General features: G+C 50.0%; 12 protein-coding genes. All 12 read left to right on the forward strand.

The window, feature by feature from the left end:
• Window positions 1-59 precede the first annotated feature (59 nt).
• The 12 genes from ACLTOH_RS08090 (at window position 60) to gatB (ending at window position 13,088) form a co-directional block, all read left to right on the forward strand.
• Window positions 60-938 carry a carbohydrate ABC transporter permease gene (locus ACLTOH_RS08090; RefSeq protein ID WP_022153577.1) on the forward strand — a complete coding sequence of 293 codons (879 nt, stop codon included), beginning with the start codon at window positions 60-62 and terminating at the stop codon, window positions 936-938.
• Between the two features lie 10 nt (window positions 939-948).
• On the forward strand, window positions 949-1,737 hold the full coding sequence (locus ACLTOH_RS08095; protein ID WP_182426979.1) for a carbohydrate ABC transporter permease: 789 nt from the start codon (window positions 949-951) through the stop codon (window positions 1,735-1,737).
• Window positions 1,737-2,210, forward strand: coding sequence for a hypothetical protein (locus ACLTOH_RS08100; RefSeq protein ID WP_022312862.1), 474 nt, complete (start codon window positions 1,737-1,739; stop codon window positions 2,208-2,210). The genes ACLTOH_RS08095 and ACLTOH_RS08100 overlap by 1 nt, the downstream gene beginning before the upstream one ends.
• The gene (locus tag ACLTOH_RS08105) at window positions 2,161-3,450 is read left to right on the forward strand and encodes a right-handed parallel beta-helix repeat-containing protein (protein WP_022312861.1); all 1,290 of its coding nucleotides are present in this window, start codon (window positions 2,161-2,163) and stop codon (window positions 3,448-3,450) included. The genes ACLTOH_RS08100 and ACLTOH_RS08105 overlap by 50 nt, the downstream gene beginning before the upstream one ends.
• A gap of 192 nt (window positions 3,451-3,642) precedes the next feature.
• Window positions 3,643-4,638 (forward strand): ABC transporter ATP-binding protein, encoded by a 996-nt coding sequence (locus ACLTOH_RS08110; RefSeq protein ID WP_022312860.1) that lies wholly within the window; start codon window positions 3,643-3,645, stop codon window positions 4,636-4,638.
• Window positions 4,613-5,491 carry an ABC transporter permease gene (locus ACLTOH_RS08115; protein WP_022312859.1) on the forward strand — a complete coding sequence of 293 codons (879 nt, stop codon included), beginning with the start codon at window positions 4,613-4,615 and terminating at the stop codon, window positions 5,489-5,491. The genes ACLTOH_RS08110 and ACLTOH_RS08115 overlap by 26 nt, the downstream gene beginning before the upstream one ends.
• 3 nt (window positions 5,492-5,494) lie before the next feature.
• Complete coding sequence (locus tag ACLTOH_RS08120) at window positions 5,495-6,295, forward strand: ABC transporter permease (protein WP_022312858.1); 801 nt, start codon at window positions 5,495-5,497, stop codon at window positions 6,293-6,295.
• Window positions 6,296-6,389: 94 nt separating this feature from the next.
• Window positions 6,390-7,439, forward strand: coding sequence for a spermidine/putrescine ABC transporter substrate-binding protein (locus tag ACLTOH_RS08125; protein WP_118668983.1), 1,050 nt, complete (start codon window positions 6,390-6,392; stop codon window positions 7,437-7,439).
• A gap of 497 nt (window positions 7,440-7,936) precedes the next feature.
• On the forward strand, window positions 7,937-9,673 hold the full coding sequence (aspS, locus tag ACLTOH_RS08130; RefSeq protein ID WP_118730560.1) for an aspartate--tRNA ligase: 1,737 nt from the start codon (window positions 7,937-7,939) through the stop codon (window positions 9,671-9,673).
• A 149-nt stretch (window positions 9,674-9,822) separates the two neighbouring features.
• Complete coding sequence (gene gatC / locus ACLTOH_RS08135) at window positions 9,823-10,116, forward strand: Asp-tRNA(Asn)/Glu-tRNA(Gln) amidotransferase subunit GatC (protein ID WP_118502249.1); 294 nt, start codon at window positions 9,823-9,825, stop codon at window positions 10,114-10,116.
• Window positions 10,117-10,203: 87 nt separating this feature from the next.
• Window positions 10,204-11,637, forward strand: coding sequence for an Asp-tRNA(Asn)/Glu-tRNA(Gln) amidotransferase subunit GatA (gatA, locus tag ACLTOH_RS08140; RefSeq protein WP_412123685.1), 1,434 nt, complete (start codon window positions 10,204-10,206; stop codon window positions 11,635-11,637).
• A gap of 5 nt (window positions 11,638-11,642) precedes the next feature.
• Window positions 11,643-13,088, forward strand: coding sequence for an Asp-tRNA(Asn)/Glu-tRNA(Gln) amidotransferase subunit GatB (gatB, locus tag ACLTOH_RS08145; RefSeq protein ID WP_412223899.1), 1,446 nt, complete (start codon window positions 11,643-11,645; stop codon window positions 13,086-13,088).
• The last annotated feature ends 332 nt before the right edge of the window (window positions 13,089-13,420 follow it).

Raw genomic sequence — 13,420 nt, forward strand, 5'->3', positions numbered from 1 at the left:
AAACTGGATAGTACCGGGGGTGCAGCAGTGCGTTCCCGGTACTGTTGTAGGAGAGAAACATGGAAAAGAAGAAAGCAAAATTAAGTTTGGAAAAAAGGCATAATCTGACCGGATGGGCATTCCTGCTCCCGGCATCGATTTTAATATTTGTATTTTGTTTCTATCCGATGTCACAGGCCATCCTTCTTTCTTTCCGGAAGACAGGAGGAGTCTTTAATGGTGTAGCGAATTATGCCAGAATCTTCAAGGATAAAACATTCCAGCAATGCTTGTTCAATACCTTCTTTTATTTTGTGATTCAGGTACCGATCATGCTTGTGCTCGCACTGATGCTGGCGCAGCTGCTGAATAATCCTAAGATAAAAGGGAAAGGTATTTTCCGCACTTTGATCTTTCTTCCGTGTGCAACGTCACTGGTATCTTATTCCATGATATTTAAGTCATTGTTTGCTCCGGATGGAGTGGTCAACAGAGTGCTGATGGCCATCGGACTGTCTTCTGTGGACTGGTTCCAGAGTACATGGCCGGCGCGTTGGGTCATCGTGATCGCACTGATCTGGAGATGGACCGGATATAATATGGTATTCTATCTGGCAGGATTACAGAATATCGATTATTCTGTATATGAGGCAAGCTACATCGACGGCGCGACACCGTTCCAGCAGTTTATGAAGATCACGATACCGTTGTTAAAGCCGACCATTCTGATGACGGCGATCATGTCTACTTCGGGAACACTGCAGCTGTTCGATGAGTCTATGAACCTGACAGCAGGCGGTCCCGGAAAATCTACAATGACATTGGCGCATTACATCTACAATATCTCCTTTGTGGAGACACCGAAATTTAATTATGCGGCAGCGTTGTCTGTATGCATACTTGTGATGGTAGCGGTTCTGTCTGCAATTCAGATGAAGGTGGGTGACAAACGTGACTAAATTCAAACAAATGATTTCCTACACGATCTTAGTGATAGCAAGTTTTCTGTCAGCATTTCCGCTGTATTATATGCTGTGCGGCGCGACTAACCAGAGTATTGATGTGGTAAGAGGACGCTTGATCCCGGGTACCTATATGATCGAGAATTTCAAGACCCTGGTCGACATGCAGAATCTCGGACTTGCAATGTTTAATTCCTTCCGCAATGCGATCGTGATCACGGTTGTGACACTGCTGATCTGTTCCATTGCCGGTTATGGATTTGAGATCTATCATGATAAGGGCAAGGATATTCTGATGAGTATTCTGCTGCTGGCAATGATGCTTCCGTTCGTAGCGATCATGATCCCCCTGTTCAAGATGTTTACCTCCTGGAAGCTGGTAAATACCTGGATCGCACTGGCACTGCCATCCATCTCGACTCCGTTTATGATCATGCTTTTCAGACAGGCGGCACGTTCTTTCCCTCATGATATTATCGAGGCTGCCAGACTGGAAGGTCTGAGCGAAATACAGATTTTCTTCCGGATGTTCATCCCGGTGATGAAATCTACCTATGGAGCGGCGATGACGGTTACATTTATGAATGCGTGGAATAATTATCTGTGGCCGACGATCATTTTACAGGACAGCAAGGCGATCACCATGCCGATGTTAGTAGCCAATCTGAAGAGTGGATACAGTGTGGATTATGGTATGCTGATGCTGGGAGTATTGATCTGTACACTTCCTACAGCGATCATCTTCCTGTGTTTACAGAAGAGCTTTGCAAATGGAATTACGGGAGCAGTGAAATAATGCAACAGAAAATGCAAAAACAGGAAACTATGACACAGGCGCATATCAGGAAGGCTCAGGGAGCCTTCCTTTTGGCGCATAGAATGGGCCTGATCGAGGATCCCACCATGGAGGGTCTGGAGACCCGACGACAGAAGCACAATGAAGAGCTGCGGAGAATGGAACAGGAAGGACAGCGGTTCTACGGACCGCATTATTTTTCCGCACCGGCGTATCTGCAATATGAGCTGACCCGCCTGAAGCTGGATTTTGTGCAGCCGTGTGAGAAGGTCCGGGAAGGTGGTTATTGCCCGGATTTCACGGAGCAGGAGAAACGGGATTTTTACGAACAGAATAGAGATCTGTTCGGACGCTATCATGGGGATTATTTTACCTATGAGGAGGTGTCACAGATCATTGAGAAACGGTTACGGGAGGATGCATATGACAGGCTTATCTGCGACATATTATGTGAGTCAGAGAACAGGCAGTGATGAAAATGACGGACGCACATGCAGTACGGCGTTTGCCAGTCTGTCTGCTGTCAATCGAAGACACCTGCAGCCGGGCGACCGTGTCCTGCTGGAGCGGGGCAGTGTATTTTACGGACAATATCTGCATGTGACAGACAGCGGTACGAAAGAGGCACCGATCGTGATCGGAGCGTACGGCACAGCAGATGCACCGCCGCGGATCGATGCCTGCGGACAGGGGATCTGGTATCAGGATTATGGGACCCCGCTGGATGCACCTACGCATGTGTATCACGGCTATGTATCTTCCGCAGTGCTTTTGTACGATGCAGAGCATATTGTGGTCGAGGATCTGGAGATCACGAATGAAGGCAGCATGATCCCGGGAGAGCGTTATAGCTTGGGTGAGAAAATGAACCGTACCGGTGTGGCTGTGGCAGCTAAGGACAAAGGGGTGCGGAGCGGCATTACACTTAGGAATCTGTGGATCCATGATGTCCATGGGAATGTCTACGATAAACACATGAACAACGGTGGGATCTATATGACAGCGCTCCGCCCGGAATGTGAGGAGCTGACGGGTGTGGCACGGTATCGGGATATCGTTATTGAAGGATGCTTCGTGCACCGGGTCAGCCGCTGGGGAATTGCAGCAGGCTATACCTATGCCCATGATAAGTTCCGGGGGGCAGAGCTTACGGAAGCCGTTTTTCTGAACTATGGACATGAAAATATGCAGATACGGAATAATTATGTAAAAGAGGCCGGTGGGGATGGGATCACGCCGATGTATGCCCTGCGTCCTCTGGTGGAGCATAATATGGCAGACTCTGTGGCCTGCGAGATCAATGACCGGATCTATTGCGAGCCGGGTGACCGGATGGGAAAAGTGGCAGCCGGGATCTGGCCCTGGAAATGCAAGGATGCCCTGTTTCGTTATAATGAAGTCACGGACACCAGACTCAATCAGGACGGCATGGCATATGATGCGGATTCCGGGGACGGAACGGTGTATGAATCCAATTACAGCAGGCAGAATGAAGGCGGCTGTGTGATGTTCTGTCTGCAGGAGGCGATCCATAATACCTTCCGCGATAATATCAGCTATGATGATCTCGGTGGTACGATCAGCCCGTCAGAGAATCCGGATGCCCTGCTTCAGGATAATGTATACTATGTGCGCAGGGGGGTTCCCTTTGTACGTAAAAATATGGACGGAGGCAGCTTTACACAGGTGAATGACCGGGTTGTTGAGTTGTAAAATATGGTGCTGAGCCCAGGATGAAAACCTGTGGCTTGGCATTTTTTAATGCCTGATATTCTGGCGGCTCTGAAGCCGGCAGCCTGTTTTTAGCGTTTTTATTGCCTGGGGATAAAGGATTGACTGAGATAAAAAAATACGGTAGAATCTGTATCAAAAATGATATATGAAAATGAGGAAAGGAGCCGGTGCATGGGCGAAAGTATATTACAACTTCGGCAGATCCGGAAATCATTTGACAATACAGAAGTATTAAAAGGCATTGATCTGGAGGTGGCACAGGGAGAATTTATTACCCTGTTGGGAGCTTCTGGCTGCGGCAAGACCACGACGCTGCGTATTATTGCGGGGTTGGAACTGCCGGATGTCGGACAGGTGATCCTGGAAGGACAGGACATTACGAACCGTGAGCCGAACAAACGGGATGTCAATACGGTGTTCCAGAATTATGCCCTGTTTCCGCATATGAATGTGTCGGACAACGTAGGATATGGATTGAAGATCCGAAAAGTTCCCAAGGCAGAGATTGCAGAGAGAGTGGAGCAGGCCCTTCGTCTGGTACAGCTGGAAGGGTATGGAAAACGGATGCCGGATCAGCTGTCCGGTGGACAGAAGCAGCGTATTGCCATTGCCAGAGCGGTGATCAATGAGCCGAAAGTATTGCTGTTAGATGAACCGCTGGGAGCACTGGATCTGAAGCTGCGCAGGCAGATGCAGCTGGAACTGAAACGTCTGCAGAAGCAGCTGGGGATCACGTTTATTTACATCACTCACGATCAGGAAGAAGCCATCAATATGTCGGACCGCATCGGTGTCATGCACGAAGGCATCCTGGAACAGCTGGGGACGCCCAATGAGGTGTACTATCAGCCGCAGACCAGCTATGTGGCGGATTTTGTGGGAAATGCGAATATTCTGCATAAAAATGGGGAGACTTTTGCCATCCGCTCGGAAAACATTCTGATGAACGGGGAGGCAGCCTGCACACAGGAGGCTGTCGTGGTGGAAAAAAGCTTTGCCGGAGGGCAGCTGCGCATTCTGTTTGGCCTGCCGGACGGACAGACTCTGACCGCCAGCCGCTATGGAATCGACAATGACTTACAGCCGGGACAGAAGGTGCAGATCGGCTGGGATGCGAAAGACGCAGTAAAGGTAATAGATAATGACAAAGACGAAAATCACAAGTAACAGCCGCAGGAGAAGCGGGAATGTCGGACTGATGATCCCTATGTATGTGTTCACGATTCTGTTCGTGGCTCTGCCGATCCTGTATCTGTTCCTTTTGAGCTTTTTACAGAGAGCACAGGTCTGGGGCGTGGACTTTACATTCACCCTGGACAATTATAAGAGAATATTGGAACCGCTGTATCTGGATACTTTCTGGCAGTCGTTGAAGCTGGCATTTACTGCCACCTTTTTCGTGGCACTGATCGGGTATCCATACGGTTATTTCATGGCGAAAATGAACGCTGTCTGGAAACGGAGAATGCTGCTGCTCATCATGATCCCGTTCTGGACCAGTGCGCTGATCCGCCTCTACGGCTGGATCATTGTCTTCCGAAGCAACGGTGTGCTGGATAAGATATTGATGGGACTGCATCTGACCGATCGGCCGTTAAAGCTGCTTTACACTTATCCGGCAGTGGTAGTGGGAATGGTTTATTCCCTGCTGCCTTTTATGATCCTGGCAGTGTATTCCAGTGCAGAGAAGCTGGATGTCTCTCTGGTGGAAGCCTCCAGAGATCTGGGAGCCTCGGCGTGGAAAGCCTTCTGGACCGTCAGCTTCCGGCTGACGCTGCCGGGACTTTTGTCCGGCGTGGTGCTGTCCTTTATTCCGTCCATGGGACTGTTTTTCATAGCGGATATTCTGGGCGGCAATAAGATCGTGCTGGTAGGCAGTGTGATCCAGGAACAGATCACCAAGGGGCGGAACCAGCCTTTTGCGGCGGCGCTGTCTGCGGTGTTGATGATACTGACTTCCGTGATGATCCGCCTGTACCGCAAGATCACCGGAACCTCACAGCTGGAAGGGATGATGTAGCGTATGAAAAAGAAAAAATGGCCCTTTGTATATGTGGCGGTGATCACAGTGCTGACCTATATTCCAATCCTGCTGACGGTGGTGTATTCCTTCAATGCTTCCAAACTGACCTCTGTGTGGGAAGGCTTTTCCCTGAAATGGTACCGGGAGTTGTTCCGGGACAGAGATCTGGGGGAAGCACTGATTAACAGCCTGATCCTTGCGGTACTTAGCTGTGCCTTTGCGGTGTTGATTGGCACTTCGGGAGCACTGGGGATGAGCCGCAGAAAACGGAAACTGGACGATGCCGTGGCCTATGTGTCCACGCTGCCCATCATGATCCCGGAGATCATTCTGGGAATGGTATTTTTATCCGTATTTTCCCTGATGGGACTGCCCTTTGGCATGGTTACTCTGGTGATCGCCCATACCACGTTCTGTGTGCCCTATATTTTTACCATGGTGCGGGCGAGACTGGTGGGAATGGACCGGTCGCTGGAAGAGGCGGCACTGGATCTGGGAGCCACAAAATGGCAGGTATTCCGGGATGTGATATTGCCGCAGATCCTGCCGGCGATCCTGTCGGGAGTGCTGCTTGCATTTGCCATGTCCTTCGATGATGTGGTGATCAGTATTTTCGTCACCGGACCGAAGGTCAACACCCTGCCGGTGAAGATCTATACGAAATTAAAGACCGGCGTGACCCCGGAGATCAATGCACTTGCAACAGTGATGCTGTTTGTGATATTGTTGTGTCTGGCGGGAGCGTATGTGCTGGGACGTAAGTCGCAGACAGCTGTAGAGAAAGCTGCCGGGGGAAAATGAGGAAAGAACGATTCCGCAAATGCAATTGCGGATAAATAACAACATAAAAATGCATAGCAGATGATGCAGGAGAACTGTATCGAAGGAGGAGATTATGAAGAAAAAGCTGGCAATGCTGTTGGCAGCGACCATGCTGGCCACGTTGTTTACCGGCTGTGGAGCAGGCGGGAAAGAAGATAAGGGAGAACTGAATCTCTATACCTGGGACGGCATGTTCCCCCAGGAGATTTTAGATGGTTTTGAAAAAGAGACCGGTATCCGTATCAATTATTCCAACTTTGATTATGATGAAGACATGCTGGCGAAGCTGGAAGAAACCAAGGGCGGTGATTACGATCTGGTCATTGCGGATGACTATATCATTGAGCTGGCCATTCAGGAGGGCCTGGCTCAGAAGCTGGATACTTCCAGGATCAGTACTTATGATAACCTGAATCCTGTATTTATGTCTCAGTTCTATGACCCGAAGAACGAATATACCGTGCCCTACGGAGCGGGCATACCTCTGATCGTATACGATCCGGGACTGACGGATGTGAAGATCACAGGCTATGAGGATCTGTGGAATCCGGCACTGGAAAATAACGTGGCACTGACGGCAAACTATCGTGTTATCGACGGCATCACCTTAAAGACCATGGGAGAATCCTTCAACACCGAGGATCTGGATGTGATCCGGGCAGCAGGAGAGAAGCTTCTGAGTCTGGCTCCCAATATCCGTGTGATCAATGACAATAATACGCAGGATTATCTGATCAGCGGCGAGGTGGCAGCAGCGTTCCTGTATACTTCCCAGGTATCTGCGGCACTGCAGGCGAGACCGGATCTGGAAGTGGTATATCCCAAGGAGGGACTGGGCTTCGGCATTATGGCCGGATTTATACCTTCCCAGGCACCCAATGCAGATGCGGCTTATGCATTTTTGGACTATATCAACGATCCTGAGAATGCGGCGAAATGCTATGAGTATATCGGCTACTACTGCACCAACAAAGCTGCGGAAGAGTATATTTCCGACGACATGAAGAAAATGATCGTATTGCCGGAAGATGCAGCGGAGGGCGAGATCGTGCAGAATATCTCCCAGGAGGCAGAGGATCTGCATGCGGAGATCTGGAATCAGTTCAAGAGTGCATGCAACTAGCCCCCCCTTTGCTCATAAACCGGCGCTCATCTCATGAACATATTCGTTCGAAAAATCATGCAAGCATGATTTTTGCGCTCGGATATGTCCATGGCTGAACTGTTACAATGAAAAAACGCTTGACAGATTTGATTTGTGCGAATATTATAAATCTAAGTTGAAAAACTATTTTGTAAATGCTATGAAAGAGACTCTTGCCAAGGGAAACGACAGGAATACAGCGTCACCGACTGAGAGCGCTGTTTGCGGAAGCTGGCGAAGGGAACACTCCGGAGCAGGTGATCTGAACTGCAGAATATCACATGCAGCTAGGATGACACGTTGCACGCGTTAAGTGACAAAAGTGGATAGGCAAAGGCGCCTGTCAATTCGGGTGGTACCACGGATTAGATGATTCGTCCCGGGATATGTTTTAACATGTCCCGGGGCTTTTTGTATTCAAAAATAAGCTGTACAGGGAGCGCACATTCGGGACACTATATAACAGGAGGTGCGATATGTACAGAGATTTAACAATGAAAGAGATCAGTGAACAGCAGATCGGACAGACTTTGCAGGTGGCAGGCTGGGTGGAGAACATCCGTGACCACGGCGGCGTATCCTTTATCGATCTGCGGGATATGTACGGTGTGTTACAGGTGGTCATCCGTAAGCCGGAGCTTTTAAAGGGCATCACCAAGGAAATGTGCCTGTCCATTACCGGTCTTATGGAACACAGAGACGAAGAGACCTACAACCCGAAGATTCCTTCCGGCACCATCGAACTGGAAGCACACAAGATCGATGTGTTGGGAAGAGTATATAAACAGCTTCCTTTCGAGATCCAGACGTCTAAAGAGATCCGGGAAGATGTGAGATTAAAATATCGTTATCTTGACCTTAGAAATGCAAAAGTAAAGGATAACATTGTATTTCGTTCCAAGGTGATCAGTTATCTGCGCCAGAAGATGACGGACATGGGATTTTTGGAGATCCAGACCCCGATCCTGTGTGCTTCTTCTCCCGAGGGCGCCAGAGACTATATTGTTCCCAGCAGAAAATTTAAAGGAAAATTCTATGCGCTGCCCCAGGCACCGCAGCAGTATAAGCAGCTGCTTATGGCTTCCGGCTTCGATAAGTATTTCCAGATCGCTCCCTGCTTCCGTGATGAGGATGCCAGAGCAGACAGATCTCCCGGAGAGTTCTATCAGCTGGACTTCGAGATGAGCTTCGTGACCCAGGAGGATGTCTTCAAGGTCGGCGAGGAAGTATTGCATGATACCTTTGAGAAATTTGCTCCCGAAGGCAGCAGGATCACTGAGACACCGTTCCCCATCATCAGTTACAAACAGGCCATGCTGGAGTTCGGCTGTGACAAGCCGGATCTGCGCAATCCTTTGAGAATTATGGATGTGACGGAGTTTTTCCAGAGATGTACGTTTAAGCCGTTTATCGGCAGAACCGTCCGTGCCATCAAGGTACATGCGGAGATGTCCAAAGGCTTCCATGAGAAGCTGCTAAGCTTTGCAACTTCTCTTGGTATGGGTGGACTTGGTTATCTCGAAGTGGCAGAGGATATGAGCTACAAGGGACCCATCGATAAGTTTATTCCCGAAGAGATGAAGGGAGAACTGGCAGAAATGGCAGGACTTTCGGCCGGAGATACCATCTTCTTTATTGCGGACAAAGAGGATAAGGCGAACTACTATGCCGGTCATATCCGTACTGAGCTGGGCGAGAAACTGAATCTGATCGAGAAGGATGCTTACCGTTTCTGCTATGTGAACGATTTCCCGATGTTTGAGCTGGATCCCGAGACGAAGCAGATCGGATTCACCCACAATCCGTTCTCTATGCCCCAGGGCGGTCTGGAAGCACTGAACACCATGGATCCGCTGGAGATCCTGGCTTATCAGTACGACATCGTATGCAACGGCGTGGAACTGTCCTCCGGTGCAGTACGTAACCATGACATCGAGATCATGAAAAAAGCGTTCGCCATTGCAGGTTATGACGAAGAGACATTAAAGACCAAGTTTGGAGCACTGTATCAGGCGTTCCAGTTCGGAGCCCCCCCTCATGCGGGAATGGCTCCCGGCGTGGATCGTATGATCATGCTGCTTCGGAACGAGGATAACATCCGTGAGGTGATCGCTTTCCCCATGAACGGCAATGCACAGGATCTGATGTGCGGGGCTCCCGGCGAAGTGACGGAACAGCAGCTGCGTGAGGTACACATTAAAGTGAGAGATTAGTGCGGAAAGAACTTCTGATTACTCAGAGCAGAGGCTCTTTCGTGAAGAAGTTCTGATGGTACGCGTCAATTTGTGACTGCACAGGGTGCTATGAGTTTCGTAGGAAAGCACCTGAAAACATGCAGGAATGGAAAGGAATGGAAATTAGTATGGCGAACGTGATCAGTGACGAGACCATAGAATATGTAGGCATTCTGGCAAAACTTGAGCTTTCTGATGAAGAGAAGGAAGCGGCGAAAAAGGATATGGGCAGAATGCTGGACTATATCGACAAACTAAGCGAACTGGATACAACGGGAGTGGAACCTATGTCTCATGTATTCCCGGTTCAGAATGTCTTCCGTGAGGATGTGGTGACCAATGGGGATGAGAGTGAACAGACCCTGGCCAATGCCCCCGGCGAGAAGGACAACATGTTTGTGGTACCAAAGACTTTTGATTAGAAATCGGGTAGAATACCGCTTTATAATCTGGTTACAGCATTTAGGCGGTAATGGTTTTCCATCAGACATTAAAAAAGGAGAATGGATATGGATATTTTATCCCTGACAGCAGTAGAGCTGGCTAAGGCGATCCGGGAAGGTAAGACTACGGCGGTGGAAGCCACGCAGGCCGTTCTGGATAAGATCGCAGCCAGCGAAGATACCTACCACTGCTATGTGACCGTAGAACGGGAAAAGGCATTGCAGCAGGCAGCGGAAGTACAGAAAAAAATCGAAGCAGGCGAACTGACCGGGCCTCTGGCCGGGGTTCCCTTTGCTATCAAAGACAATATGTGCACCGAGGGAACCCTGACTACCTGCTCTTCTAAAATCTTAGAGAATTTTGTGCCGACCTTCAGTGCGGAAGCAGTGCTGAATCTGGAAAAGGCAGGCGCAGTGATTCTGGGCAAGACCAATATGGATGAGTTTGCCATGGGCAGCACCACGGAGACTTCTTATTACGGAGTGACAAAGAATCCCAGAAACCCGGAGCATGTGCCCGGCGGTTCCTCCGGCGGCTCTGCAGCGGCAGTAGCAGCGCAGGAATGCTTTGCAGCACTGGGTTCCGATACCGGCGGTTCCATTCGACAGCCCGCATCTTATTGCGGAGTCGTCGGCATGAAGCCCACCTACGGAACGGTATCCCGTTACGGACTGATTGCTTATGGTTCCTCTCTGGACCAGATCGGACCGCTGACGAAGGACGTGACGGACTGTGCCACCGTACTGGAGGCCATCACCTCCCATGACCCTAAGGACTCCACTTCCATGAAGCGGGAGAACACAGATTTCACCTCCGCACTGGTAGCGGATGTGAAGGGAATGAAGATTGGTATTCCCAGAGACTATTTCGGGGAAGGACTGGATCCTGAGGTAAGAGATGCGGTACTGGCAGCAGCGGAAGTATTGAAAGCACAGGGGGCAGAAGTGGAGGAGTTCGATTTAAGTCTGGTGGACTATGCGATTCCCACTTACTATACGATCGCGGCTGCAGAGGCCAGCTCCAACCTGGAACGTTTCGATGGTGTAAAATACGGTTACCGTGCGCAGGATGCGGAGGATCTGCATACCATGTACAAGAGAAGCCGTTCCCAGGGCTTTGGACCCGAGGTGAAGCGTCGTATCATGCTGGGCTCCTTCGTGTTAAGTTCCGGCTATTATGATGCTTATTATCTGAAGGCACTCCGCGTAAAAGCATTGATCAAGAAGGCTTTTGATGAGGCATTTTCAAAATACGATGTAATCCTTGGGCCGGTGGCACCCACCACGGCACCGAAGCTGGGCAGCAGTCTGGCGGATCCTATCAAGATGTATTTGGGAGACATCTACACCATCTCCATCAACCTGGCGGGACTGCCCGGTATCAGCGTTCCCTGCGGCACGGATTCCAAGGGACTGCCTATCGGCATGCAGCTCATCGGTGACTGCTTCAAAGAGAAGACACTGATCCGTGCAGCCTATACCTATGAGCAGAGGAGGTAAGCAACATGGCAAAACAATATGAAACAGTAATTGGTCTGGAAGTGCATGTAGAGCTTGCCACGAAGACGAAAATATTCTGCGGCTGTTCCACGGCGTTCGGCGGCAGACCCAACACTCATACCTGCCCGGTGTGTACCGGTATGCCGGGATCTCTTCCTGTGCTGAACAAACAGGTGGTGGAATATGCGGTGGCAGTAGGTCTTGCGACCAACTGCACCATCACACAGTATTGTAAATTCGATCGTAAGAATTATTTCTATCCCGATAACCCGCAGAACTATCAGATCTCCCAGCTGTACCTGCCTATCTGCCGCAACGGTTCCGTAGAGATCGAGGTAGCGGGAGAGGACGGTAACACTTACACGAAACCGGTGCGTATCCACGAGATCCACATGGAGGAGGATGCCGGTAAACTGGTGCATGACGACTGGGAAGATTGCACACTGGTGGACTACAACCGCTCCGGTGTGCCTCTGATCGAGATCGTATCCGAACCGGATATGCGCAGTGCAGAGGAGGTTATTGCTTATCTGGAAAAATTACGTCTGCTGATCCAGTATCTGGGAGCGTCCGACTGTAAGCTTCAGGAAGGCTCCATGCGTGCGGACGTGAACCTGTCCGTGAGAGAATTGGGAGCGGAAAAGTTCGGAACCCGTACCGAGATGAAGAACCTGAATTCCTTCAAGGCCATCGCCAGAGCCATTCAGGGGGAGCGGGAACGGCAGATCGATCTGCTGGAGGCCGGCAAAGAGGTCATTCAGGAGACCAGACGCTGGGATGATAATAAGGAATATTCCTATGCGATGCGTTCCAAGGAGGATGCACAGGATTATCGTTACTTCCCGGATCCTGACCTGGTACCGGTCTATATCAGCGATGAGTGGCTGGAAAGCATCCGCAGCAGACAGCCGGAATTCCGCACCGAGAAAATGAAGCGTTACAAGGAAGAATACGATATTCCGGAATACGACATCGAGATCATCACCGGCTCCAAGCATCTGGCAGATATCTTTGAAGCTTCCGTGGCACTGGGAAGCCAGCCCAAGAAGGTGTCCAACTGGCTGATGGTGGAGACTATGCGCCTGTTAAAAGAAAAAGAGATGGAGCCGGAGGACATCCGGTTCTCACCGGAGCATCTGAGCAGGCTGATCACGCTGGTAGACGGCAAAGTCATCAACTCTTCTGTAGCAAAAGAAGTATTCCGGGTGATGTTTGAGGAAGATGTAGATCCCGAACAGTATGTGGAAGAGAAGGGACTAAAGACCGTCAATGACGAAGGCGCATTGCGTAAAGTCGTGGAGGAAGTCATTGCCGCTAATTCCCAGTCTGTCGAGGATTACCACAACGGCAAAGAGAAAGCCATCGGCTTCCTGGTAGGCCAGACCATGAAGGCCATGAAAGGCAAGGCAGACCCCGCCAGCGTCAACCAGATGCTGAAGGAACTGCTGTAACTGGAAAGTTACGAAAGCATAGCCGCGCATAGGCATAGTGAAGACAGCGATGGGCGCTTGCGCACAATTCGCTGTCTTTACTTATGCCGAGATGCGGCGAACGCCGCGATATGAAATAAGATTGGCAGCGTTCTTTGCTGACAATCTTATGAATAGCGTGGCTCATTGCGGATGGTAGTTTCAAATCCACGAACGTCCACAGCAAACGGAACATCCTTCCGCGGTGGGCATCGCGGCATTTATTATAGCCTACGTTACGAAATGCCCTGTAATTTACGTTTTTTCTCTGTTGAGCCCCGGAAGTTTCCGACAAGCGGGGCGTAATCTACATT

The sequence above is a fragment of the Waltera sp. genome, assembly GCF_046969025.1.
Classification (GTDB): domain Bacteria; phylum Bacillota; class Clostridia; order Lachnospirales; family Lachnospiraceae; genus Acetatifactor; species Acetatifactor acetigignens.

Bases quoted from the DNA above. Each gene is read 5' to 3' on its own strand.
- ACLTOH_RS08090 (WP_022153577.1), top strand. From the start codon at position 60: ATGGAAAAGAAGAAAGCAAAATTAAGTTTGGAAAAAAGGCATAATCTG.
- ACLTOH_RS08095 (WP_182426979.1), top strand. From the start codon at position 949: ATGATTTCCTACACGATCTTAGTGATAGCAAGTTTTCTGTCAGCATTT.
- ACLTOH_RS08100 (WP_022312862.1), top strand. From the start codon at position 1,737: ATGCAACAGAAAATGCAAAAACAGGAAACTATGACACAGGCGCATATC.
- ACLTOH_RS08105 (WP_022312861.1), top strand. From the start codon at position 2,161: ATGACAGGCTTATCTGCGACATATTATGTGAGTCAGAGAACAGGCAGT.
- ACLTOH_RS08110 (WP_022312860.1), top strand. From the start codon at position 3,643: ATGGGCGAAAGTATATTACAACTTCGGCAGATCCGGAAATCATTTGAC.
- ACLTOH_RS08115 (WP_022312859.1), top strand. From the start codon at position 4,613: ATGACAAAGACGAAAATCACAAGTAACAGCCGCAGGAGAAGCGGGAAT.
- ACLTOH_RS08120 (WP_022312858.1), top strand. From the start codon at position 5,495: ATGAAAAAGAAAAAATGGCCCTTTGTATATGTGGCGGTGATCACAGTG.
- ACLTOH_RS08125 (WP_118668983.1), top strand. From the start codon at position 6,390: ATGAAGAAAAAGCTGGCAATGCTGTTGGCAGCGACCATGCTGGCCACG.
- aspS (WP_118730560.1), top strand. From the start codon at position 7,937: ATGTACAGAGATTTAACAATGAAAGAGATCAGTGAACAGCAGATCGGA.
- gatC (WP_118502249.1), top strand. From the start codon at position 9,823: ATGGCGAACGTGATCAGTGACGAGACCATAGAATATGTAGGCATTCTG.
- gatA (WP_412123685.1), top strand. From the start codon at position 10,204: ATGGATATTTTATCCCTGACAGCAGTAGAGCTGGCTAAGGCGATCCGG.
- gatB (WP_412223899.1), top strand. From the start codon at position 11,643: ATGGCAAAACAATATGAAACAGTAATTGGTCTGGAAGTGCATGTAGAG.